This window comes from Streptomyces sp. NBC_00083, from assembly GCF_026343295.1.
Lineage (GTDB): Bacteria > Actinomycetota > Actinomycetes > Streptomycetales > Streptomycetaceae > Streptomyces.
The window spans coordinates 136,543-159,250 of sequence record NZ_JAPELY010000003.1; the positions used below are offsets into that span (position 1 = coordinate 136,543).

Genomic DNA, 22,708 nt, shown 5'->3' on the forward strand with positions numbered 1-22,708 from the left:
TTCCGACCGGGGCGGCTAGCCGGCCCAGCCCGGGTCGCGCCCGCTCACGCCGATCACCCGGTCGAGCATGGGGGCCCCGTCCGGTACCTCGACGGCCGGTCCGAACGCGGTGCCGCGGGCGGCCGGGTCGTCCTTCGACGGAGCGAGGAAGGCGTAGGAGACCTCCAGGTCGGCGGGGGCCGGGCGGTAGGCCTGCCCGGTGGACACCGCCACGTCCCAGCCGTGCACCACCAGTTCGTCGAGGCCGACGCGGCCCGTGACCGCGGCGGGCAGGCGCAGCCCGCCGATCTGGGTCTCGCCCTCCCAGGCCGCCGGGTCCCGCCACGCCTCGGCCATGGCGGCGAGGTGCTTCGGCAGGGCGGAGCGCCAGTCGTCGGGCAGCTCGGGCGGCGCCACCGTGCCCGGCGCGGTCCCGGTCGACGGGCCCGTCTCCTTGCGCGCGGCATCCTGGAAGGCCCGGCTCAGGCCGAGGACGTGCGCGAGCAGGTCCCGCACCGGGTACGCGGGACACGGCGTCGGTCCGGCCAGCTGATCGTCGCGCACGCCGTCGAGCAGGCGGGTCAGCTCGGCGGCCGCGGCGCCGAGGTCGGGGTGGGCGGGGGTGTTCGTGTCATCGCTCATGTACGGGAGACCGTGGCCGGGCCGGAAACTCATCGGGGCTGCGCGCGGCGATGACGGAGGTGGCCGGACCGTGTGCGTGCCGGGCCGCCGCGGGGCTGCGGTGAGGTAGCAGTACCGCCAACTCATGCGCGTTCCCTGGGAGTTGTGCGGGCCGGGGTCTTGTCGTGCGTGCCCTCGACGTGTCATACAGGTCTGGACCTTTCCGCGGAGCCGGGGATTCCCCGACCCCGGCCCGGGGGCTCGCTGCGCGCGCCGCGAGCCCGGCCCGTGCCCTGCCCGAGTCCTGTTCTGCCCGAGCCCCGGGATCCGAGAGCCATGAGGAGGCCGACATGCGCCGCGCCACCAGCCACCGGATCACCGCCGCCGGCCCGATCGTCGCCCTGATGCTGACCCTGCCGTTCCTGCTCGCCGGCTGCGGCGCGGGGGACCGGGACCGGCAGAGCCCCTCGGTTCCGGGCGCCGTCACCGCGCAGGCGAGCAGCGCCACCTCGGTCCACGTCATGTGGCAGCGCTCCACCGACAACAAGGCCGTCACCGGGTACGAGATCCTGAGCGGCGCAGCCACGGTCAAGCGGGTCCCGGCCGACCTCAGCATGATCGACGTCTCCGGGCTCACCGCCTCGACCGCGTACCGCTTCACCGTGCGGGCCGCCGACGCCGCGGGCAACCTCTCGGCGCCGAGCGCCCCCGCCGCCGTCACCACGCCGGCCGCGACCCCCGACGACAAGCGCCCGCCCACCGCCCCGGCCCGTCTGACCGGCCGCGCGGACGGCACCGGCGCGGCCGACCTGAGCTGGGGCCGCGCATCGGACGACGTGGGCGTGACGGCGTACGACGTCTACCAGGAGGGGGTACGGATCCACAGCGTCGGCGGCGCCGAGACGACGGCGCGGCTGACCGGGCTGCGGCCCGGCACCGTCTACACCTTCACCGTGCGGGCCCGGGACAACGCCGACAACGCCTCGCAGGACAGCAACGCCGTCGACATCGCCACCGCCCCCGCGCCCGGCGCGCCCCCCAGCACCGCCCCCACCGGGCTGCGCGCCACCCTCGCGCGCCCACCGGCCGGCCGCGGCGCCGACGTCACCCTGCACTGGACGCCGCCGCACACGGGCGGCGCGATCGGGGCGTACCAGCTCTTCCTCGACGGCCACGCGACGACCACGATCGTGCCCGGCGTCGCGTCGGACGGCATCAGCTCGTACTCCTTCACGCTCACCGACCCGCCGGGCACCCGGCACAGCGTCAAGCTCCGGGCGAGGCTGCCGGACGGCACATGGGGCGACTTCTCGGCCCAGCCGACCGTGGTGGTTCCCTGACGCGGGGGCGGCGCGGCGATCGGGTGAGCAGCGGATGCGCCCTCGGGCGGCGCGTGATCCCTTGAGCCCATGGACGCGGACCAGGACGACCCGGCGACGGCCGCCGCACACGGGCCAGGCCCCGAGCCTGCGAGCGACGGGCCGGGACGGCCGCACCACGTACCACCGTCCCAAGTGCCGCCGTCCGGGCCGCCGTCCGAGCCGCCGTCCGGGGAGCAGGAGCCGGCCAGGAGTCCGGGGCTGCGCTTCCCCAGCGCGCTGACGATCCTCGCGATCGTCACCCTGGCCGTGTGGATCCTGGCGTTCGTCATCCCGTCGGGCGCGTACGACCGTGACGCGCACGGGGCGCCCGTCGAGGGCACGTACCACCGGGTCGACAGCGGGCAGAGCTTCGTCGACCGCCTCGACGACCTCTTCCTCTCCCCGGTCAACGGCCTCTACGGCATCCAGGACGCCAGGACCGGGCAGGTCGGGCCGTCGCTCGCCGGCGAACTGTACGGCAGCGCAGGGGTGTTCCTCTTCGTGCTCGCCATCGGCGCGTTCATCACGGTGGTGTTCGCGACGGGCGCGCTCGACCGGGGCATCGGCCTCCTCGCCCACCGGCTCCGGGCGCGCGGCACGCTCCTGATCGCCGGTGTGATGACGGTGTTCTCGGTCCTCGGCACCGTCGAGGGCTTCGCCGAGGAGACCCTGGGCTTCTACGGTCTGATCGTGCCGCTGATGCTGGCGCTCGGCTACGACCGGCTGGTCGCGACCGGCACGATCATCGTGGGCGCGGGCATCGGCGTGCTGTGCTCGACGGTCAACCCGTTCGCCACGGGCGTCGCCTCCTCGGCCGCCGGGATCTCGCTCGGCGACGGCATCGTGCTGCGCTTCGTGATGTGGGTGGTCCTGACGGCGGTGTCGATCCTGTACGTGGTCCGCTACGCCCGGCGCGTCCAGCGCGACCCGTCGAAGTCCCTGACCGGGTTCCTGCCGGGGGACCGCGAACACGCGGAGGCGGAGGCCGGCCGGGCCGCGGACGGGCCCCCGGAACTGACCCGCACCCACCGACTGGTGCTGACCCTCCTCACGCTCGTCTTCGCCTTCATGATCTTCTCGGTGGTGCCGTGGGCGAGCGCCCTCACGGGCAAGGCGGACGCCACCCCCTACAGCTGGGAACTGGGCTGGTCCTTCCCGCAGTTGGCGGCACTGTTCCTGGTGGCGGCGGTCCTGGTGGGCGTCGCGGCCCGGCTCGGCGAGGCGCGGCTGAGCGCGACGATCATCCAGGGCGCGGCCGACTTCATCTCCCCGGCGCTCGTCATCGTCCTCGCCCGCGGCGTCACGGTCATCATGAACAACTCGCAGATCACGGACACCGTGTTGCACTCGATCGAGGGCGTGGTGCGGGGTGCCCCGTCCGCCCTGTTCGCCGTGATCGTCTTCGTGGTCAACCTGCCGCTGGCCTTCCTGATCCCCTCCACGTCGGGCCACGCCACCCTCGCGATGCCGATCCTGGCCCCGCTCTCCGACTTCGCGGGCGTCTCGCGCGCGGTGGTGGTGACCGCGTGGCAGGCGGCGAGCGGGTGGATGAACCTGTGGGTTCCCACCACCGCCGTCACCATCGGCGGCGTGGCCCTGGCGAAGGTCGGCTACAACAAGTACCTCCGCTTCGTGGCCCCGCTGCTCGCCCTCCTGTTGGTCCTCATCTGCGCGTTCGTGGCGGCGGGCGCCGCCTTCACGTGAACGCCGCCGCCGGAACCCCGTCGCGTGCGAGGGGGACCGGGCGGCCTGCTACGGCCGGGCGTACGGCCGAGTCATGATCTCCATGTTGTGGCCGTCCGGGTCGGCGAAGTAGGCGCCGCGACCGCCGAAGAGACGGTTGATCCGGCCCGGTTCGGTGTGGTGGGGGTCGGCGTAGTAAGTGACCCCGACGGCTTCCAGGCGGGTGATCATGGCGTCGAACCGCGCGTCGGGCACGAGGAAGGCGTAGTGCTGTGACTGGATCGGCTCGTCGCGCTTCTCGTAGTAGTCGAGTGTCACGCCGTTGCCCAGGTCGACGGGGAGGAACGGCCCGAAGGGGGCGCCGACCTCCAGCCCCAGGACGGCGGCGATGAGCTGGGCCGACAACTGCCGGTCCGTGGCGTAGACGGCGGTGTGGTTCAGCTGGATGGCAGAGGGCAGTTCGGGCTGGTGCTGGGGATGTGACATGGGTGGACGTGTCTCCGCGTTCTTTGATCCGCTGGGGAGCGCCTCGTACGGGCGCCGGGATGAAGGACACGGAGGGACGGCGGGGCTCTCGCCCGCCTCGCGCTCACGCCAAGGCCGGGCGCCTCACTGATGTGTGGCCCATGGCCGACCCGGCAGTCACATGATCAACCCTACTGTCTCCCCATCCGCCACGGCAACGCCGACGGCACGACGTCGGCCTCCACGACCGGAACGGGTCGTGGAGGCCGACGTCGTGTACGGCTCCCGGGCTCCGCCCCCGGTGCTGTGCGGTACCGGGGGTGGGGGAGGGGGAGGGGCAACTCGGTGGCTCAGCCCACCAGTTGCTCGTATGCGGGGAGGGTCAGGAAGTCCGCGTAGTCGGCGTCGAGGGAGACCTGGAGCAGGAGGTCGTGGGCCTGCTGCCACTTGCCGGCCGCGAAGGCCTCCTCGCCGATCTCCGCGCGGATCGCGGCGAGTTCCTCGGCCGCCACCTTGCGGGCGAGGTCGGCCGTGGCCCTCTGGCCGTCCTCGAAGACGACACCGGCGTTGATCCACTGCCAGATCTGCGAGCGCGAGATCTCGGCGGTGGCCGCGTCCTCCATCAGGTTGAAGATGGCGACCGCGCCGAGGCCGCGCAGCCACGCCTCGATGTAGCGGGTGCCGACCTGGACCGCGCTGACCAGGCCCTGGTAGGTGGGCCTCGCGTCGAGGGAGTCGATGGCGATCAGGTCGCCCGGCGCCACCGAGACGTCCTCGCGCAGCCGGTCCTTCTGGTTCGGCTTGTCGCCGAGCACCGCGTCGAAGGAGGCCATCGCGATCGGCACCAGGTCGGGGTGGGCCACCCACGAGCCGTCGAAGCCGTCGCCCGCCTCGCGGTCCTTGTCGGCCTTGACCTTCTCGAAGGCGACCTTGTTCACCTCGGCGTCACGGCGCGAGGGGATGAACGCGGCCATGCCGCCGATGGCGTGCGCGCCGCGCTTGTGGCAGGTGCGCACCAGGAGTTCGGTGTACGCCCGCATGAACGGGGCCGTCATCGTGACCGCGTTGCGGTCCGGCAGGACGAACTTCTCGCCGCCGTCACGGAAGTTCTTCACGATGGAGAAGAGGTAGTCCCAGCGGCCCGCGTTGAGACCGGCCGCGTGGTCCTTGAGCTCGAAGAGGATCTCTTCCATCTCGTACGCGGCCGTGATCGTCTCGATCAGGACGGTGGCGCGCACGGTGCCCTGCGGGATGCCCACGTAGTCCTGTGCGAAGACGAAGATGTCGTTCCAGAGGCGGGCCTCCAGGTACGACTCCGTCTTCGGGAGGTAGAAGTACGGGCCCTTGCCGAGGTCGATCAGACGCCGGGCGTTGTGGAAGAAGTACAGGCCGAAGTCGACGAGGGCGCCGGGGACCGGGCGGCCGTCGAACTGGAGGTGGCGCTCCTCCAGGTGCCAGCCGCGCGGCCGCATGACGACGGTCGCGAGCTGGTCGGCGTCCTTCAGGGCGTAGGACTTGCCCGACTTGGCGTCGGTGAAGTCGATGCGGCGCTCATAGGCGTCGATGAGGTTGAGCTGGCCAAGGACGACGTTCTCCCACGTGGGGGCCGAAGCGTCCTCGAAGTCGGCGAGCCAGACCTTGGCGCCCGAGTTCAGGGCGTTGATGGTCATCTTGCGGTCGGTCGGACCGGTGATCTCCACGCGGCGGTCGTTCAGCGCGGCCGGAGCCGGCGCGACCTTCCAGTCACCGGCGCGGATCTCCGCGGTCTCGGGACGGAAGTCCAGCGTGGAGGTGCGGGCGATCTCGGCGCGGCGGTCCTGGCGGCGGGTGAGGAGCTCGTCACGGCGGGCCGTGAAGTTCCGGTGCAGCTCGGCCACGAAGGCGAGGGCCGCGTCGGTGAGTACCTCTTCCTGCCGGGGCAGGGGCTCGGCATCGACGATGGCCAGCGGGGACGGCGCTGGTGCGGACATGAGCTGTCACTCCTTCGCGGGCGGTGCCCTGACGGCCGCCGGGTCGCCATGAAATGGCACTCAGTGCCAGGGCTCCGAGATACGACTGTGGGCGCCGGCTGATCTGACGGGCGCTTCTGAACAGTGGATACTAGTTTCCTCATGGTGGAAGTTCAATGGTTTGTTGATGTCGAGATTCTCCGGGTCGAGGGACCATGGCGCTGGGTGCCACCCCGTTCACTCCGCGTCTTCGGACATCCTTCCCGTGTCAGCGGACGCCTTTCCCGTCTCTCCCTGTGTACTCCAGGTCTACTGGAGACGGCCGAGATCCGCCTCGGTGTCGATGTCGTACGGCTCGGCGACGTCCCCGCACTCGACGAGCGTGATCTCGCTCTCGTGGGCCTTCAGATACGCGCGAGCGCCCCGGTCGCCCGTCGCGGAGGCCGCGATCTCCGCCCACCGGCCGGCCCCGAACAGCACCGGGTGGCCGCGTCTTCCGGCGTACGAAGCCGCCACCAGCGAATCGCCCGAACGGTGGGCGGCGAGCACCCGCGCGACCGCCTCGGCGCCGATGCCCGGCTGATCGACCAGGCTCACCAGGGCGGCCCGCGGCCCGCCGTCCGCGCCGCCCCCCGGGCCTCCTGCGCAGTGCGCCGCCTCGTCCGCCCCGGCCAGCGCGTCGAGGCCCGCGCGCAGCGACGAGCCCATGCCCTCGGCCCAGCCCGGGTTGTCGACCAGGACACACCCCGTCAGGTCGGCGCGGGCCCGTACCTCGTCGGCCGCGGCGCCCAGCACCACGTACACCGTGCGGCAGCCGCCCTCGCGCAGCACCCGGACGGCGTTCTCGACGAGCGGGCGGCCGCGGTGCGGCAGCAGGGCCTTGGGGCGGCCGCCGAGCCGTCGCCCGCCGCCGGCGGCGAGCAGCACTGCCGTGACCTGTGCGGCATTTGTCGTTGGTTGTGTCATGGCCCCACATATACCTGCCGCTTCTGTCGAATTCCGTCCCCGTAGTGGCGCACGACACACCGCATGGCGTTAACTGACCCGCGCATCCCGGCAGTTGACCTTCGCTGCACGGGTTCTGAACACCTGCACAAGGACGTGCGTGGGGGAGGAATTTTGTTGCGAGGCGTGGAGCAGAGGGCCGTGACCGGCAGTGGCGAGGATCCCAGAGTGAGCGAGTTGCGGGCGGCCGTGTCCCGGCTGCGCCGACAGCTCGCCGGTCATCCGGCGGAGTTTCCCGACCGGGCCGTGGCCGAGGACGAGCTGGCGTCGCTCGACGCGATGGCCATCAGCGGCGTTCCGGAGGTGCCGCGGTTGCGGCGCTCCCTGCTGCTGATCGCGGGGTCGATCGGCTCGGTCAGCGCGCTGGCCGGCGCGGTCACGGACGTACGCAGGGCGGTGGAGTTGTTCGGCGAGCCGCCGGTCCGCCCATGATCGAGGAATGATCGTTCCGGTGCTGAACTCCCCTTCCCCCAGAGGGAAGTTCACGCCACCCAGTGCGGGCGGTTCTGCTCTCCTGTGAAGGCGGGGAGCCCCGCGTCGAGGGTCGCCGCGAGGCGGCGCACCGCCTCCTCCATGAGCTCCGGCCCGTGGACGAAGGGGAGGCGCAGCCGGTGCTCGTGCGTGCCCGGATCGGCGGCGAAACGGGAGCCCGGCTGGAGGTTCACGCCGTGGCCCAGCGCCGCCTGGGCCAGCGCCCCCGCGATGGGCCGGCCGAGGTCCACCCAGAGGCTGAGGCCGCCGGGCGGAGTCTGCCACCGCCACTGGGGCAGATGGCGGGCGAGGGCGCCGGCCAGCGCGTCACGCCGCGTACGCAGCTGCGGCAGCCGCTTCGCCAGGACGTCGTCCATGCCGGGCAGCAGCGTCCCCGCGAGCACCTGGTCGACCAGCGAGGGTGCGAGATCCACGTGGATGCGCAGCGCGGCCAGCTCGTTGACGAGCCGTGAACCCGCCCGGACCCAGCCGATGCGCAGGCCTCCCCAGTGGGTCTTGCTCAGCGAGCCGACCGTGACGAGCTGCTCCGACTCGCCCTGGTGGGCGAGGGAGGCCAGCGGCGCCGGAGCCGGTCCCTCCAAGGCCATCTCGGCCATGGTCTCGTCGATGAGCAGCCAGGTGCCGGTGGCGCGGGCCGCCCGCAGCAGCCGCGTGCGCTGCTCGGTGCTCATCAGGGCGCCGGTCGGGTTCTGGAAGTCCGGGATGAGGTAGGCGAGCCGCGGCGCGGTCTGGCGCAGCGTGCACTCCAGGAGCTCGATGTCCCAGCCGTCCTCCGTCACGGGTACGGGGGTGATCCGCAGCCCGGCGTGGCGCACCGCGTCCAGGGCGTTCGGATAGGACGGGCTCTCCACGAGAGCGCGGTCGCCGGGGCGGCCGAGGAGGTTCATCACCAAGGACACGGCGGACTGGGCGCCGGTGGTGATCAGGATCTGCTCCGGCAGGGTGGGCAGCCCGCGCCGGGTGTAGCGCTCGGCGACGGCGGCGCGCAGCTCCGGCAGGCCGAGCGGGTGGTAGCCGTTGCCCGCGGTGTGGCGGGCCAGCTCGGGCCCGGCCAGTGCGAACGCGGCGGTCAGCTCGGCGGGGGCACTCGGCGCGGCCATCGCCAGGTCGATGACGCCGTCGGGTGCCTGGTAGCCGGCCACGCTGGCCGGGGCCGCGCCCTCGGGAAGCCCGGTCCAGGTGCCCGAGCCGCGCCGGCTCAGCGCGTACCCGCCCTCGCGGAGCAGGTCGTACGCGGCGGTGATCGTGGCCCGGCTCACCTCCAGGGCGGTGGCCAGCTCGCGCTCGGCGGGCAGCCGGGTGTGCAGCGGGATGCGGCCGTCGAGGAGCAGGGTGCGGACGCCCTGGGCCAGGGCGCGGTAGCCGGGGCGGGGGCCGGTGAGCGCGGTGACCTGCCCTGCGAGCTGGCGGCTGCCCAGCGTGCGTGCGGCGCTGCTGACGGTGTCCACGGACCGGACCACTGGCATGCCTGCCATGCCAACCTCCCTGAATTGGCCATGCCTTCCAGGCCAATCAGCCTACAGGCTGGGGTGTGGCCGGCCGATTGGCCGGGTGTGACGGATGTGCCGGGTGGACCGGTGCGGGGTGAGGGGTGTCATGGAGCGGCGTGTGGCGACCACGGTGATCACGGATCGGTTCGAGCGGGATGTGCAGCGGCGGGTGGAGGAGGGGGTGTTCTGCCTGCGGCGCGGGTGGCTCCGCGCCCGGCTGCGCGCGGGCCGAGCCTGGCTGCGCGGCTCCCCGCGGCCCTGACCCCGCTTTTTCGCGTCCGGACCGTGCCGGCATCCCGCGCAGTTCGCCGCGCCCCTCGAAACCCCGCTTTCGTCTGCGGACCGTGCCCGCTTCCCGCGCAGTTCCCCGCGCCCCTGCAGGGCCCCCGGCACCGCCGCTGTGCCGCACGGGAGGGGGTCTGAGGGCGCGCGAGACGGGCCGGGGTCAGGTGCCGCCTCGGGGGTCCGTGGGGGGCAGGGGGGGTGGGGCCAGCTCCGCCGTCAGGGCGAGCAGGGCGCCCGCCGGGTAGGCGCGCGTCGCGTCCAGCCCCGCCGGCACCGGCGGAGCCGGGATGAGCGTGTCGCCCGCGTCCCCGTGCAGCCACACCGCGATCAAGTGCACCGCCGGCACATGCAGCAGCCGCACCTCCGCGACACCGGCATCCTCGGCGACGCCGGCCCCCTCCCCGGCCCCGACGGGGCCGCTCGCCGCGTCGAGGGCCGCCGCCGTACCCGCCACGAACGGCCCGTAGTTGAGCTGGCTGAAGACGTGCTCGCCCGAGGCGTCGCGTACGGTCTCGGCGAGTGCCACCGGCTCGTCGCCGTGCCGGACCAGATAGCGCCACGCCACCGCCCGCGCGTCGGCCAGCGCCTGGCCGGGCGCGAGCGTGTACATCTGCACCGGGTCCGAGAGGCGCAGATCGTCCGGGGCCGCCGGGAGCAGCGTTTCGGTGCGTACCCGCCCGAGTCCTGCCAGGAGCCGGAGACCGGACTCGGCCGCCGCGCGCGACTGCTCGGGGGGCGATGGTGACTGGAGTGTCATGGCCGGTCCTAGCTCCTCGTGTAGTAGCTGTGCGTCCAGGTCCCGCTGCCCTGGTAGCTGGTGGCGAGGGTGGCGTACACCTGGTCGGACCTGCCGTAGATCGGGTCGTCCACGGCGACGATCGCCCGGTCGGCCGGGGCGTCGACGCCGGTCGCGGTACAGAAGTGGCCGCCGCCCGCCGCCCAGCCGATCCGGATGCACAGCGGTCGGCCTGCCTTGATCTCGCTCTCCACCTCGGCGAAGTCGACCCGGTTGGCCACCATCCGGTTCAGATGGCCCACGATGCTCAGCGGGTTGTCCAGCGGCTGCTGGCTGTTGCAGGCGCTGCCCGACGCGCCGGCCGGGGTGCAGCAATTGGTCTGGCCGGTCTGGGCGTTGGCGACCTGGCACTGCGTCCAGGTGCTCGCCGCGTTGTAGTAGAGCGCGACGCTCGTCGCGACCGCGGCCCAGCACCAGTTGCTCTGGGTCTGCGCCTGCATGACGAAGGCGAGGCGCTGGTAGTCCCAGAGGCGGTAGTCCGGTTTCGCGTCGAGCACCGTGATGTCGGTGACGATGTTCAGGGGCGCACCCCAGTCGACGGTGACCACGAACGTCACCCCGTGGTTGGGGTCGTACGGCGGCGAGTGCGGGCTGATGTTGCCGACCCGCACGTTGGCGTCGCCCACGAAGCGCGGGCTGTGCTTGAGGTCGGAGGCGTTCGGGGAGTACTCGGACACGGTCACCCAGACCGTCGAGTCGTGGTCGATCTCGTTCCAGTTGAAGTTCAGCACGGTACGGCCGCTGAGGCCGTGCCAGTACTGGCGCACGGTGCGTGGCATCGGACCCCCTCAGCCGTTCTGGTACTCGATGTCGACCGGCGGTCCGTCGAGGACCGTGATGTCGGTGACGATGTGCAGGGGTGCGCCCCAGTCGACGTTGACGACGAACGTGACGCCGTGGTTGGGGTCGTAGGGCGGCGCGTGCGGGCTGATGTTCTCGACGGTGATGGTCGCGCCGCCGACGAAGCGCGGGCTGTGCCGGGGGTCGTTGCCGTCCACGCTGTACTCGGACGCGGTCACCACGACCGTCGAGTCGTGGTTGATGGCGGCCCAGTTGAAGTTGAGCCTGCACCGCCCTTGCAGGTTCCACCAGTACTGGCGGCAGGTCTGGGGCATGAGGGCCTCCACACGGTCCGGTTCACGCCGGGAACATGCCAGCAGCATGACGCACCGCGGGCTCCGTGGGCCCCTCCGCTGGGACGGCGGATCACACGGACGGAAGCATTCAGCCCGGTTGCCGGATAAGACGGCGCGCGCTCGCGGCGGCGACCGCCGACGTGCGCGAGTCCACCCCCAACTTGGCGTAGATATGGACAAGATGGGACTTGACGGTGGCCTGGCTCAAGAACAGCCGCTTGCTGATCTGCAGGTTGGAGAGCCCGTCGCCGACGAGCTGAAGCACCTCCAGCTCCCGCCGCGTCAGCGCCTCCGCCGGCGTCCGCATCCGGTCCATGAGCCGGTGCGCCACGGCCGGCGCGAGCGCCGACTGGCCCGCCGCCGCGGTGCGTACCGCCGCCGCCAGCTCCTCGGGCGGGGCGTCTTTGAGGAGATAGCCCGCCGCCCCCGCCTCCACCGCAGCGAGGATGTCCGCGTCCGTGTCGTACGTGGTGAGGACGAGGACACGCGGGGCGCCCGGCCGCGCGGTGATCAGTGCGGTCGCCTCGGCGCCGTGCATCCCGGCCCCGAACTGCAGATCCATCAGGACGACGTCGTACGCGTCGGAGGCGGCCAGCTCCACCGCGCGCTCGGCGGTCGCGGCCTCCCCGGTCACCGCGAAGCCGGGCTCGGTGTCGAGGACCGCGCGCAGCCCGGCCCGCACGATGGGGTGGTCGTCGGCGAGCAGCAGCCGGATGGGCGCCGCGTTCACCGGGCACCCGCCACCGGCAGCGGAAGCGGCAGGGTGATCGCGACGGCCGTGCCCTGGCCCGGCGCCGACTCCACGCTCAGCGTGCCGCCGAGCGACTGGGCGCGCGAGCGCATCGCGGGCAGCCCGAAGCCGCCGGTCCCCTCCGCCCGGCGCCGCGCGGGGTCGAAGCCGCAGCCGTCGTCCACGACGTCCAGGGCGACCGAGGTGTCCATGAAGCTGAGGGTGATCTCGGCCCGGCCCGCGCCCGCGTGCTGCACCGTGTTGGCGAGCGCCGACTGCGCGATGCGCAGCAGGGCCACCTCGTACGGCGTCGGCAGCTCCACCGGGGTGCCGCTCACGCCGAACTGCACGGCGGGCCCCGGCGCCCCGGCGCACAGGCGCTCCAGGGCGCCGGAGAGCGAGCCCTGTTCCAGGTCGGGCGGGGTGAGCGCCTTCACGAAGCGGCGCGCCTCCGCCAGGTTGTCCTGGGCCGCGCGGCGGGCCTGCTCGACGTGGTCGCGGGCCGGATCGCCCGCGGGCAGTACACGCTCGGCGGCGCGCAGGAGCAGCTGGATCGAGGACAGGCCCTGGGCGAGCGTGTCGTGGATCTCCCGGGCGAGGCGCTCGCGCTCGGCCAGCGTGCCGGCGGTGCGCTCCGCCTCCGCCAGCTCGGCGCGGGTGGCCACCAGCTCGTCGATGAGTTCGCGGCGCCGCTCGCTCTCGCGGTACAGCGCGTCGTACCCGAGCACCGTGGCGACGGCGACCGCCGCCCCGATCAGCGGCCCTATGAAGGCGCCCGGCGTGACCTGCTGCCCGTGGAACAGGAAGCCCGCGATGGCGGCGCCCGCCGCGGCGAGCACCGCGGGCAGCGCCCAGCGCAGCGTCAGCAGGTGGAGCAGCAGGAAGTAGAGCGGGAAGGCGGCCCACAGGGCGTCGGGGGAGACGACGAGCAGCACGGCCCACGCCGCGCCGAGCGCCCCCAGCCACACCGCGGCCGCCGTGGTCCTGGGCCGCACCGCGGGCAGGGCGACCCCCACCGCGTACACCGTCGCCATCAGGGCCACCGCCCCGACGACGGCCCACGCGTGCGGCGCGCCGCCGCCGGTGGCCCGGACCGCGGCGAGCGCGAGCAGGCCGGCGAGCAGCGCGTGCAGACACAGGCGCAACAGGGCGGCGACGGGGGTGTGGGGGCGTGCGGAATCCATAGGACTTCCAGCGTACGGGCCGGGCGGACGGCCCCGGTCAACCGAAAGTTTGATGTGCGGATGCACCCTTCGATACCGCGGAGCATGCCCGCGCGCGATGCGACGGCGGGGCCCCGGCCAGCAGGGTTGGACCCATGTTCGTCGCATGGAGAGACCTCCGGTTCGCCAAGGGCCGGTTCGCGCTGATGGGTACGGTCGTGGTGCTCATCACCCTGCTGGTGGGGCTGCTGTCCGGGCTCACCGCCGGGCTGGCGCGGGACAACACCTCGGCCGTCAGCGCCCTGCCCGCCGACCGGCTCGCCTTCGCGGCACCGCCGTCCGGACAGTCGGCTTCCTTCACCAACTCCGTTGTCCAGAGCGCCACTTGGCACAAGTGGCAGCGGGCGCCCGGGGTGTCCGACGCGCAGCCGCTCGCCGTGTCCACCCTGAACGCCACGGCGGGCGGGCGCACGGCCGCGGTGTCCGCCTTCGCTGTGCGGCCCGGCTCGCACCTGGCCCCGGCCGCCGTGCGCGACGGCTCCGTCGTCCTGTCCCGTACCGCCGCCGACGACCTCGGCGCGAAGCCGGGCGACACCCTCACCGTCGGCGGCCGGACGCTCGCCGTGACGGCGGTCGAGGGCGACGACTCCTACAGCCACACCCCGGTCGTGTGGACGGCCCTCGCGAACGACGCCCCCGCGACCGTGGTCGCGCTCACCCTCGGCGGCGGCGCGGACCTCGCCGCGACCGACAGGGCGCTCGGCACCAAGAGCCTGACGCTCGCCGACGCGCTCGCGGCGCTGCCCTCCTACCAGGCGGAGAACGGCTCGCTCCAGCTGATGCGCGGCTTCCTCTTCGTCATCTCGGCGCTGGTCGTCGGCGCGTTCTTCACCGTGTGGACGATCCAGCGCAGCAGCGACATCGCCGTCCTCAAGGCGCTCGGCGCCTCCACGCCGTACCTCCTCAAGGACGCGCTCGGCCAGGCGGTCGTGATGCTGACCCTGGGCACGCTCCTGGGCGCCGGTCTCGCCTCGCTCGCCGGCTCCCTGGTCGGCGGCGCCGTGCCCTTCGTGCTCGACCCGGCCACCACGCTCGGCCCGGCCGCCGTGCTCATCGTCCTCGGCGTGATCGGCGCCGCCCTGTCCGTCCGGCGCATCACCGCCGTCGACCCGCTGACCGCGCTCGGGAGTGCCCGATGACCCCGCCCACGACCCCCTCCACGACCCCGCCCCTGCTCCTCGACGAGGTCACCCTGACCTACCCGGACGGCGAGGGCCGCCTCACCGCGCTCGACGGGGTCTCCCTGTCCGTGGCGGCCGGGACCGTGACGGCCTGTGCGGGGCCCTCCGGCTCCGGCAAGTCCAGCCTGCTCGCGGTCGCGGCGACCCTCGTCACGCCGGACAGCGGGCGGGTGGTGGTGGCCGGGACCGACACCGCCGCGCTGACCCCCGCCGAGAAGGCGGCACTGCGCCGCACCTCCATCGGCATCGTCTTCCAGCAGCCGAACCTGCTGCCCGCGCTCACCGCCGCCGAACAGCTCCAGGTGATGGCGCACCTCTCGGGCCGCAGGCCGCGCGAGACCCGCGCCCGCGCGCTGGAACTCCTTGCCGCCGTCGGGCTCGACGGACAGGCCCACCGCCGTCCCCACCAGCTCTCCGGCGGCCAGCGCCAGCGGATCAACATCGCCCGCGCCCTGATGAACGAGCCCGCCGTGCTCCTGGTGGACGAGCCCACCAGCGCCCTCGACCACGAGCGGGGCGCCGCGGTCCTCGACCTCCTGCTCACCCTCGCCCGCGACCGCGGTACGGCCACCGTCCTCGTCACCCACGACCGCGCCCATCTGGACCGGATGGACACCGTGGTGACCATGACCGACGGGCGGCTCGGCGCGGCCCGCGCGACGACGGGCTGACCGCGACGGGGCGGGCGGCCCCGGCCCCGGAACGCGCGAAACCCCGGCGGTGTCGGACACCTCCGGGGTTTTCGCGGTGCGCTGCCCGGACCTCGGCCGGGGCGGCGGCTCACCTTGGTGAGCGCCTCAGGTCGGCGAGCGGCTCAGGTCTGGGCGCCCGTGTTCGCCAGCGCCGTCGAGAGCTCCTCGGCGATGCCCTGGAGGATCGGCACGATCCGGTCGGTGGCCGCCTCGGTGACCCGGCCGGCCGGACCCGAGATCGAAATGGCCGCCGCGGTGGGGGAGTTGGGCACCGACACCGCGAGGCAACGGACCCCTATCTCCTGCTCGTTGTCGTCGACCGCGTACCCGGCGCGCCTGACCTGCTCCAGCGCGTCGAGGAAACCGTCCGCCGTGGTGATCGTCTTCTCCGTCGCGGCCGGCATGCCGGTGCGCGCGAGCAGCGCGCGGACCTCCTCAGGCGGGGTGTACGCGAGCAGCGCCTTGCCCACGCCCGTGGAGTGCGGCAGCACCCGGCGGCCGACCTCGGTGAACATCCGCATGGAGTGCTTGGACGGCACCTGCGCCACGTAGACGATCTCGTCGCCGTCGAGCAGCGCCATGTTCGCGGTCTCGCCGGTCTCCTCGACGAGGCGGGTCAGATACGGCCGGGCCCAGGTGCCGAGCAGCCGGGAGGCCGATTCGCCGAGCCGGATCAGACGGGGGCCGAGCGCATAGCGCCGATTGGCCTGCTGGCGCACGTAGCCGCAGGCCACGAGCGTACGCATCAGCCGGTGGATGGTCGGAAGGGGCAGGCCGCTGCTCGCGGAGAGCTCGCTGAGGCCGACCTCGCCCCCGGCGTCGGCCATCCGCTCGAGGAGATCGAAGGCGCGCTCGAGAGACTGGACTCCTCCGCTGGCGGCGGAGGGTTTGGAGGCGTCGGTGGTGCTGGCGCTTGACGTCGGCACGGCGCGTTCCTTTCGGTGCTGGCAGGCGAAGGAGCAGACTATCGGGCGGTTGTCCGGCCTACCCTGGACAGGGCAGGTGTCCTTGCCGGTCAGAGCGGGTTTGTCCGTTCATGTGCGGCACCCCGTGGCGGTATCTACATTCTGCTTGGTGAAATCTTAATTCCATTCTGTGGAAACCTCCAAGAGTCATGCCCGTGTCGGCCGTCACGCGTCGGCCACCCTTGACGGTTTCGTCGGGCAGCGCGCAAACTCCTTCAACAGATCGTTGAATTCCGGTGTGCGGAAAAAAATCCTGCCGACACCGGAAGACTCCGCCGGCAGGAAGTGAGGGGCTCGGGTGTCCGACGTCAACCTGGTACTGCGCTCGACGCGCGTCATCACCCCCGAGGGGACGCGCCCGGCGACGGTCGCCGTCGCCGACGGGAAGATCGCGGCCGTACTGCCGTACGAGGCCGAGGTCCCGGCCGGCGCCCGCCTCGAGGACTTCGGGGGCGACGTGCTGCTGCCCGGCATCGTCGACACCCACGTCCATGTGAACGACCCCGGCCGCACCGAGTGGGAGGGCTTCTGGACCGCCACCCGCGCGGCCGCCGCCGGCGGCATCACCACGCTCGTCGACATGCCGCTCAACTCGCTGCCGCCGACCACCACGGTGGAGAACCTGCGGATCAAGCAGGAGGTCGCCGCGAGCAAGGCGCACATCGACACCGGGTTCTGGGGCGGCGCGCTGCCCGACAACGTCAAGGACCTCGCGCCGCTGCACGAGGCCGGCGTCTTCGGCTTCAAGGCGTTCCTCTCGCCGTCCGGCGTCGAGGAGTTCCCCGAGCTCGACCAGGCGCAGCTGGAGCGCTCGCTCGCCGAGATCGCCGGGTTCGACGGCCTGATGATCATCCATGCCGAGGACCCGCACGAGCTCGACGCGGCCCCGCACCTCACCGGCCCCAAGTACGCCGACTACCTCCAGACCCGGCCCAAGGTCTCCGAGAACGCCGCGATCGAGGGTCTGATCGCCGCCGCCCAGCGGATCGGCGGCCGGGTGCACGTGCTGCACCTGTCCTCCGCCGACGCGCTGCCCCTGATCGCAGCCGCCAAGCGCGACGGCGTACGCCTCACCGTCGAGACCTGCCCGCACTACCTCACCCTCACGGCCGAGGAAGTCCCGGACGGGGCGAGCGAGTTCAAGTGCTGCCCGCCGATCCGCGAGGACGCCAACCGCGACCTGCTGTGGGCGGCGCTCGCCGACGGCACCATCGACTGCGTCGTCACCGACCACTCGCCGTCCACCGCCGACCTCAAGACCGACGACTTCGCCACCGCGTGGGGCGGCATCTCCGGTCTCCAGCTCAGCCTCCCCGCCATCTGGACCGAGGCCCGCAAGCGCGGCCACACGCTGGAGGACGTCGTCCGCTGGATGTCGACCGCGACGGCCGACCTCGTCGGGCTGACCCAGAAGGGCGCCATCGAGGCCGGCCGCGACGCCGACTTCGCGGTGCTCGACCCCGACGCGACCTTCACGGTGGACCCCGCCGAACTCCAGCACCGCAACCGCGTCACCGCCTACGCGGGCAAGACGCTGCACGGTGTCGTCAAGTCGACCTGGCTGCGCGGAGAGCGCATCCAGCACGACGGCGTCATCGCCGAGCCCACCGGCCGCCTGCTCGAAAGGAACAACTGACACCGTGAGCACCCTGCCCACCTTCACCGGTGACGCCAGCCCCTTCGGCGGCGGCGACCCCTACGCGGACTACCGCTCCGCCGACTTCTCCTTCACCCAGTACGCCGACCTCGCCGACCGGCGCCTCGGCGCGGGCGTGATCGCGGCGAACGACGAGTTCTTCGCCGAGCGCGAGAACCTGCTCAAGCCCGAGGCGGCCGAGTTCGACCCCGAGCACTTCGGGCACAAGGGCAAGATCATGGACGGCTGGGAGACCCGGCGCCGCCGCGGCGTCTCGGCCGAGCAGCCGCACCCCACCGACGAGGACCACGACTGGGCGCTCATCCGCCTCGGCGCGCCCGGCGTCATCCGCGGCATCGTCGTCGACACCGCCCACTTCCGCGGCAACTACCCGCAGGCCGTCTCGGTCGAGGGTGCCTCGGTGCCGGGCTCCCCGTCGCCCGAGGAGCTGCTCGCCCCCGACGTGAAGTGGACAACGCTCGTACCCCGTACGGCAGTTGGCGGCCACGCGGCCAACGGCTTCGCGGTCGACGTCGAGCAGCGCTTCACACACCTGCGGCTCAACCAGCACCCGGACGGCGGTGTGGCGCGCCTGCGCGTGTACGGAGAGGTCGCGCCCGACCCGCGCTGGCTGGCCGTGCTCGGCACGTTCGACCTCGCGGCGCTGGAGAACGGCGGCCAGGTCGAGGACGCGTCGGACCGCTTCTACTCACCCGCCACCAACACCATCCAGCCGGGCCGCTCCCGCAAGATGGACGACGGCTGGGAGACCCGGCGCCGCCGCGACAAGGGCAACGACTGGATCCGCTACCAGCTGGCGGCGCAGTCCGAGATCCGCGCGGTCGAGATCGACACGGCGTACCTGAAGGGCAACTCCGCCGGGTGGGCGGCGCTTTCCGTGCGCGACGGGGAGTCGGGGGAGTGGGCGCAGGTGCTGCCCCGCACGCGTCTGCAGCCCGACACGAACCACCGCTTCGTCCTGGACGCGCCGGCCGTCGGCACCCACGTCCGGGTCGACATCTTCCCCGACGGCGGCATCTCGCGGCTCCGCCTCTTCGGCTCCCTCACAGAGGCCGGCGCGGCGCGGCTGACCGCGCGCCACCAGGAACTGGGCGGCTGACCGCCCCGTACCCCATGAGCAGGGCGGCACGACACCCGCCCGTCGACGCGAGGCACCCCGACCCGACAGCACCGGGGTGCCTCGCGTTGTTTTTTGCTCCGCCCCGCCCCTTTCGAGATCCTCCGGGCCGGGCCGGGGAGGGGGTCAGGCCGCGTGGCCGCCGTCCACGGCGAGTTCCGCGCCCGTCACGTACGCCGCGTCGTCACCCGCCAGATACGCCACCATCGCGGCGACCTCCCCGGCCGAACCGAACCGGCCGAGCGCGGTCATCGCGCGCTGCCCGTCCGCGTACGGTCCGTCCGCCGGGTTCATCTCCGTGTCGATGGGGCCCGGGTGGACGAGGGTCGTGCTGATCCCGCGCTCGCCGAGTTCGCGGGCCAGCGCCTTGGTGAGTCCGCTCAGGGCCGCCTTGCTCAGCGCGTAGAGCGTGCCGCCGGGCCCCGGTACCCGCTGGGTCATGCACGAGCCGATCGTGATGATCCGGCCGCCGCGGGGCAGGTGGCCCGCCGCGGCCTGGGAGGCGAGGAAGACACCGCGCACGTTGACCGCGAGCACCCGGTCGACATCGTCGAGGCCGAGTTCGCCGAGCGGGGCGAGCACGCCCACGCCCGCGTTGTTGACCAGGATGTCGAGGCCGCCGAAGGCCTCCGCGGTCCGCTCGACCGTCTGTGCCGCGGCGGCGGCCTCGCCGAGGTCCGCGCGCAGCGCGAGCCCGCGCCGCCCCATCGCCTCGATCTTCGCGACCACCCCCCGGGCCGCCTCCTCGTCCTGGACGTAGGTGACGGCGACATCGGCGCCCTGCTCGGCGAGCCGTAGCGCGACGGCTGCCCCGATGCCCCGGCTACCGCCCGTGACCAGGGTCTTCTTGCCGTTGAGCGAGTTCATGGAGAGGTCCTCTTCTTCGGTGTGCGCATGATCCATATGTTGTTGCGAGTTCAATCAAACCCCTCGGGTGGTCCCTGCGCTGGCGGCCTTCGGACACCGAGTCCCGGTAGCGGAGCCGGGCGTTCCGTGTCGTACGTTGGCCACGGCACCACCACCCCGCACGCGTCAGGAGCCCGGCCGTGACCCTTCAGCAAGAGATCGTCGGCAATGCCATGCAGATGGCCGTCGTGAACCTCGCCCCCGGCCAGACGGTCTACTGCGAGGCCGGGAAGTTCCTCTTCAAGACCGCCAACGTGACGATGGAGACCCGCCTGGGCGGCGCCTCCGCGCAGGGCGGCGGGAGCGCGGGCGGCGGGGGCATGGGCGGCATGCTGCGCCAGGCCATGGGCACCGCCCTGCAGGCCGGCCAGCGCGCACTCGCCGGGGAGTCGCTCGCCTTCCAGCACTTCACCTCCACCGGCGGCGAGGGCACCGTCGGCTTCGCGGGGGTGCTGCCCGGCGAGATGCGGGCCCTCGAACTCACCGGCGACCGGGCCTGGTTCGCCGAGAAGGACGCCTTCGTGGCCGCCGAGTCCACCGTCGAGTTCGGCATCGCCTTCCAGGGCGGCCGTACCGGCATGGCCGGCGGCGAGGGCTTCATCCTGGAGAAGTTCACCGGCACCGGCACCGTCATCATCTGCGGCGCCGGCAACTTCATCGACCTCAACCCCGCCGACTTCGGCGGCCGCATCGAGGTCGACACCGGCTGCATCGTCGCCTTCGAGGAGGGCATCCAGTACGGCGTCCAGCGCATCGGCGGCCTCAACCGCCAGGGCCTGATGAACGCGGTCTTCGGCGGCGAGGGCCTCTCGCTCGCCACCCTGGAGGGCGACGGCCGGGTCATCCTGCAGTCCCTCACCATCGAGGGCCTCGCCAACGCCCTCAGCAAGGCCCAGGGCGGCGACAAGCAGGGGCCCACCGGCGGACTCTTCTCCACTCACGCCGGGTGAGGCACGGCGCCGTCCGATGAGTTCCGCCGCGCCGCGCGGTCCGTCCTGATGTGACCGGCGCGGTAACGGCCGCCCGGGGCACTCCTCAGGAAGGCTCGGACCATGAAGCTCACCCTCACCCAGTTCCTCACCCTCGACGGGGTCGTGCAGGCGCCCGGCGGCCCCGACGAGGACGCCGGCGGCGGGTTCCCGCACGGCGGATGGCAGGTCCCGTTCTCCGACGACGTGTCGGGGCGGTACGTCGTCGACTGGTTCTCCGGCGCCGAGGCCTTCCTGCTCGGCCGGCGCACCTACGACATCTTCGCCGGGTACTGGCCGGGCGTCACCGAACCCGGCCACCCCATCGCGGGCCCGCTGAACGCGCTCCCCAAGTACGTCGTCTCCACCACCCTCAAGGACCCCGAGTGGCACAACACCCTCGTCCTCGGCGGTGCGGACGCCGCGGTGGCCGAGGAGATCAAGGCGCTGAAGGCCAGGCCGGGCGGTGAGCTCCAGGTGCACGGCAGCGCCACCCTCGCCCGCTTCCTGATGAGCCACGACCTCATCGACGAGTACCGCCTGATGACCTTTCCCGTCGTACTCGGCACGGGCCGGCGCCTGTTCACCGACGGCGTCCCGCCGACGTCGTTCGCCCTCACCGAGGCCCGCACCACGCCGGGCGGCGTGTCCGTCACCACCTACCGCCCCACCGGGCGCCCCCGGTACGGGAGTTTCCCCGCGGGTCACTGAGTGCCGGCCACCGGGCCCGCCCGGTGCGGGGAAGGGGCCTTCACGGGCCGTTCGCGTGCCGGTACGGTGATCGTCCCCGTGCGAGCCGCCGACGTCTCCACACCGCACGCCCCCTCTGGAGACCGCGCCCGTGACGTCGATCGCCGTACCCTCCGCGGGTCTCGCCCCGCGCCGTGCCTGGCTCACCGACCTGCCGGTCCTCCTGGTGGCCGTCGTGTGGGGCGCCAGCTACCTCGCCGCCAAGGACATCACCACCGCCCGCACCGTGACCGCGGTCCTGGTGCTCCGCTTCGCCCTCGTCGTGCCCGTCCTCGCGGTGGCCGGATGGCGCGGACTGCGGGCCCTGACCCGCGCCCAGTGGCGCGGCGCGGCCCTGCTCGGCCTCGTCCTCAGCGGGATCTTCCTCCTGGAGACGTACGGCGTCGTGCACACCTCGGCGACCAACGCCGGGCTCATCATCAGCCTCACCATGATCTTCACCCCGCTCGCCGAGGCCGCCGTCACCCGGGTCCGGCCCCCGCGCGCCTTCCTCGCCGCGGCGGCCCTCTCGGTCGGGGGCGTGGTCCTGCTCACCCAGGGCGGTGGCTTCACCGCGCCGTCGGCCGACGACCTCCTGATGCTGCTCGCCGCCCTGGCCCGCACCGCGCACGTGCTGCTGATGGCCCGCGTCAAGTCGGTGCAGAGCGCCGACGCGCTCTCCCTCACCACGGTCCAACTGGGCGGCGCCGTCGCGGTGTTCGCTGTCCTCGCCGCCGCGCCCGGCACCGGTCCCGCGCCCTGGACGGTCGCGGCCGGCTTCGGCGCGGGCGAGTGGAGCGGACTGCTCTTCCTGTCGGTGTTCTGCACGCTGTTCGCGTTCTTCGTGCAGATGTGGGCGGTCCGCCGCACCTCGCCCTCGCGCGTCAGCCTCCTGCTCGGCACCGAACCGCTGTGGGCCGCGGCCGCCGGCATCGCGCTCGGCGGCGAACGGCTCGGCGTGCTCGGCCTGTCGGGCGCGGTCCTGGTCCTCGCGGGCACCAGCTGGGGCCGGCGGTCCGCGGCCTGAGCCGCCGCCCCTCCGGGCGCCATCGCGCTACTTCTTCGCCGCGCTCCCCGAGGCGATCAGCACCGCGACGCCCGCCACCGCGAGCACGATGCTCGCGAAGACCTCATGGCCGGCCAGCGCGCCGGTGCGGTGCACCAGGGTCCACAGGCCGAACCAGCCGGTCCACTCGTGCAGCAGCCCGCCCACACCCTGGAGCAGCAGCACGAGCCCGGCGACCTCCAAGAATTTCCTCATGCCCCGAGCATCGGCGG

At 72.9% G+C, this 22,708-nt stretch carries 24 protein-coding genes; 11 read left to right on the forward strand and 13 right to left on the reverse strand.

Annotated elements, in window-relative coordinates; genetic code table 11:
• Positions 1 to 15: 15 nt before the first annotated feature.
• Entirely contained in the window at positions 16 to 621 is a 606-nt protein-coding gene (locus OOJ98_RS24490; protein WP_267057173.1) for a TIGR03086 family metal-binding protein, read from the reverse strand.
• 383 nt (positions 622 to 1,004) lie between these two features.
• On the opposite strand from OOJ98_RS24490, the gene OOJ98_RS24495 reads away from it, so the two are divergent.
• Positions 1,005 to 1,940, forward strand: a complete 936-nt coding sequence (locus OOJ98_RS24495; RefSeq protein WP_267058222.1) for a fibronectin type III domain-containing protein — start codon at positions 1,005 to 1,007, stop codon at positions 1,938 to 1,940.
• A 69-nt stretch (positions 1,941 to 2,009) separates the two neighbouring features.
• On the forward strand, positions 2,010 to 3,665 hold the full coding sequence (locus OOJ98_RS24500) for a YfcC family protein (RefSeq protein ID WP_267057174.1): 1,656 nt from the start codon (positions 2,010 to 2,012) through the stop codon (positions 3,663 to 3,665).
• A gap of 48 nt (positions 3,666 to 3,713) precedes the next feature.
• Here OOJ98_RS24500 and OOJ98_RS24505 read toward each other — a convergent pair whose 3' ends face one another.
• The 3 genes from OOJ98_RS24505 to OOJ98_RS24515 all read right to left on the reverse strand — a co-directional run bounded on the left by OOJ98_RS24505 (position 3,714) and on the right by OOJ98_RS24515 (position 7,024).
• A complete protein-coding gene (locus tag OOJ98_RS24505; protein WP_267057175.1) occupies positions 3,714 to 4,130 on the reverse strand; it encodes a VOC family protein in 417 nt (138 codons plus the stop codon).
• 329 nt (positions 4,131 to 4,459) lie between these two features.
• Positions 4,460 to 6,079: a malate synthase A gene (gene aceB / locus OOJ98_RS24510; RefSeq protein WP_267057176.1), complete on the reverse strand. Its 1,620-nt coding sequence runs from the start codon at positions 6,077 to 6,079 to the stop codon at positions 4,460 to 4,462.
• Between the two features lie 288 nt (positions 6,080 to 6,367).
• Positions 6,368 to 7,024, reverse strand: a complete 657-nt coding sequence (locus OOJ98_RS24515; RefSeq protein ID WP_267057177.1) for an NTP transferase domain-containing protein — start codon at positions 7,022 to 7,024, stop codon at positions 6,368 to 6,370.
• A gap of 165 nt (positions 7,025 to 7,189) precedes the next feature.
• On the opposite strand from OOJ98_RS24515, the gene OOJ98_RS24520 reads away from it, so the two are divergent.
• Complete coding sequence (locus OOJ98_RS24520) at positions 7,190 to 7,495, forward strand: DUF5955 family protein (protein WP_267057178.1); 306 nt, start codon at positions 7,190 to 7,192, stop codon at positions 7,493 to 7,495.
• A 50-nt stretch (positions 7,496 to 7,545) separates the two neighbouring features.
• Here OOJ98_RS24520 and OOJ98_RS24525 read toward each other — a convergent pair whose 3' ends face one another.
• A complete protein-coding gene (locus OOJ98_RS24525) occupies positions 7,546 to 9,030 on the reverse strand; it encodes a PLP-dependent aminotransferase family protein (RefSeq protein WP_267057179.1) in 1,485 nt (494 codons plus the stop codon).
• A gap of 133 nt (positions 9,031 to 9,163) precedes the next feature.
• Here OOJ98_RS24525 and OOJ98_RS24530 point away from each other — a divergent pair, with 133 nt between their 5' ends.
• The gene (locus tag OOJ98_RS24530; RefSeq protein ID WP_267057180.1) at positions 9,164 to 9,307 is read left to right on the forward strand and encodes a hypothetical protein; all 144 of its coding nucleotides are present in this window, start codon (positions 9,164 to 9,166) and stop codon (positions 9,305 to 9,307) included.
• Between the two features lie 183 nt (positions 9,308 to 9,490).
• On the opposite strand, the gene OOJ98_RS24535 is transcribed toward OOJ98_RS24530, so the two are convergent.
• The 5 genes from OOJ98_RS24535 to OOJ98_RS24555 form a co-directional block, all read right to left on the reverse strand.
• A complete protein-coding gene (locus OOJ98_RS24535; protein WP_267057181.1) occupies positions 9,491 to 10,087 on the reverse strand; it encodes a hypothetical protein in 597 nt (198 codons plus the stop codon).
• An 8-nt stretch (positions 10,088 to 10,095) separates the two neighbouring features.
• Positions 10,096 to 10,905: a papain-like cysteine protease family protein gene (locus OOJ98_RS24540; protein ID WP_267057182.1), complete on the reverse strand. Its 810-nt coding sequence runs from the start codon at positions 10,903 to 10,905 to the stop codon at positions 10,096 to 10,098.
• Positions 10,906 to 10,914: 9 nt separating this feature from the next.
• Entirely contained in the window at positions 10,915 to 11,241 is a 327-nt protein-coding gene (locus tag OOJ98_RS24545) for a hypothetical protein (protein WP_161245948.1), read from the reverse strand.
• A gap of 109 nt (positions 11,242 to 11,350) precedes the next feature.
• The gene (locus OOJ98_RS24550) at positions 11,351 to 11,992 is read right to left on the reverse strand and encodes a response regulator transcription factor (protein ID WP_267057183.1); all 642 of its coding nucleotides are present in this window, start codon (positions 11,990 to 11,992) and stop codon (positions 11,351 to 11,353) included.
• Complete coding sequence (locus tag OOJ98_RS24555; protein WP_267057184.1) at positions 11,989 to 13,176, reverse strand: sensor histidine kinase; 1,188 nt, start codon at positions 13,174 to 13,176, stop codon at positions 11,989 to 11,991. The genes OOJ98_RS24550 and OOJ98_RS24555 overlap by 4 nt, the downstream gene beginning before the upstream one ends.
• 134 nt (positions 13,177 to 13,310) lie before the next feature.
• Here OOJ98_RS24555 and OOJ98_RS24560 point away from each other — a divergent pair, with 134 nt between their 5' ends.
• The gene (locus OOJ98_RS24560; protein WP_267057185.1) at positions 13,311 to 14,354 is read left to right on the forward strand and encodes an ABC transporter permease; all 1,044 of its coding nucleotides are present in this window, start codon (positions 13,311 to 13,313) and stop codon (positions 14,352 to 14,354) included.
• Entirely contained in the window at positions 14,351 to 15,067 is a 717-nt protein-coding gene (locus tag OOJ98_RS24565; RefSeq protein WP_267057186.1) for an ABC transporter ATP-binding protein, read from the forward strand. The genes OOJ98_RS24560 and OOJ98_RS24565 overlap by 4 nt, the downstream gene beginning before the upstream one ends.
• A gap of 143 nt (positions 15,068 to 15,210) precedes the next feature.
• On the opposite strand, the gene OOJ98_RS24570 is transcribed toward OOJ98_RS24565, so the two are convergent.
• On the reverse strand, positions 15,211 to 16,014 hold the full coding sequence (locus OOJ98_RS24570) for an IclR family transcriptional regulator (protein ID WP_267057187.1): 804 nt from the start codon (positions 16,012 to 16,014) through the stop codon (positions 15,211 to 15,213).
• Positions 16,015 to 16,351: 337 nt separating this feature from the next.
• On the opposite strand from OOJ98_RS24570, the gene allB reads away from it, so the two are divergent.
• Both allB and alc read left to right on the forward strand, forming a co-directional pair.
• Positions 16,352 to 17,689 (forward strand): allantoinase AllB, encoded by a 1,338-nt coding sequence (gene allB / locus OOJ98_RS24575; RefSeq protein WP_267057188.1) that lies wholly within the window; start codon positions 16,352 to 16,354, stop codon positions 17,687 to 17,689.
• A 4-nt stretch (positions 17,690 to 17,693) separates the two neighbouring features.
• Positions 17,694 to 18,809 (forward strand): allantoicase, encoded by a 1,116-nt coding sequence (gene alc, locus OOJ98_RS24580; RefSeq protein WP_267057189.1) that lies wholly within the window; start codon positions 17,694 to 17,696, stop codon positions 18,807 to 18,809.
• A 144-nt stretch (positions 18,810 to 18,953) separates the two neighbouring features.
• Here the strand turns inward: alc and OOJ98_RS24585 are convergent, their stop codons facing one another.
• Positions 18,954 to 19,694, reverse strand: coding sequence for an SDR family NAD(P)-dependent oxidoreductase (locus OOJ98_RS24585; protein WP_267057190.1), 741 nt, complete (start codon positions 19,692 to 19,694; stop codon positions 18,954 to 18,956).
• A 179-nt stretch (positions 19,695 to 19,873) separates the two neighbouring features.
• Between OOJ98_RS24585 and OOJ98_RS24590 the strand changes: the two genes are divergently transcribed.
• From OOJ98_RS24590 to OOJ98_RS24600, 3 genes are all read left to right on the forward strand, one after another.
• Positions 19,874 to 20,683 carry an AIM24 family protein gene (locus OOJ98_RS24590; RefSeq protein ID WP_267057191.1) on the forward strand — a complete coding sequence of 270 codons (810 nt, stop codon included), beginning with the start codon at positions 19,874 to 19,876 and terminating at the stop codon, positions 20,681 to 20,683.
• A 102-nt stretch (positions 20,684 to 20,785) separates the two neighbouring features.
• A complete protein-coding gene (locus tag OOJ98_RS24595; RefSeq protein ID WP_267057192.1) occupies positions 20,786 to 21,412 on the forward strand; it encodes a dihydrofolate reductase family protein in 627 nt (208 codons plus the stop codon).
• Positions 21,413 to 21,542: 130 nt separating this feature from the next.
• Positions 21,543 to 22,457: a DMT family transporter gene (locus tag OOJ98_RS24600; protein ID WP_267057193.1), complete on the forward strand. Its 915-nt coding sequence runs from the start codon at positions 21,543 to 21,545 to the stop codon at positions 22,455 to 22,457.
• A 27-nt stretch (positions 22,458 to 22,484) separates the two neighbouring features.
• On the opposite strand, the gene OOJ98_RS24605 is transcribed toward OOJ98_RS24600, so the two are convergent.
• Complete coding sequence (locus OOJ98_RS24605; protein WP_267057194.1) at positions 22,485 to 22,691, reverse strand: hypothetical protein; 207 nt, start codon at positions 22,689 to 22,691, stop codon at positions 22,485 to 22,487.
• Positions 22,692 to 22,708 lie beyond the last annotated feature (17 nt).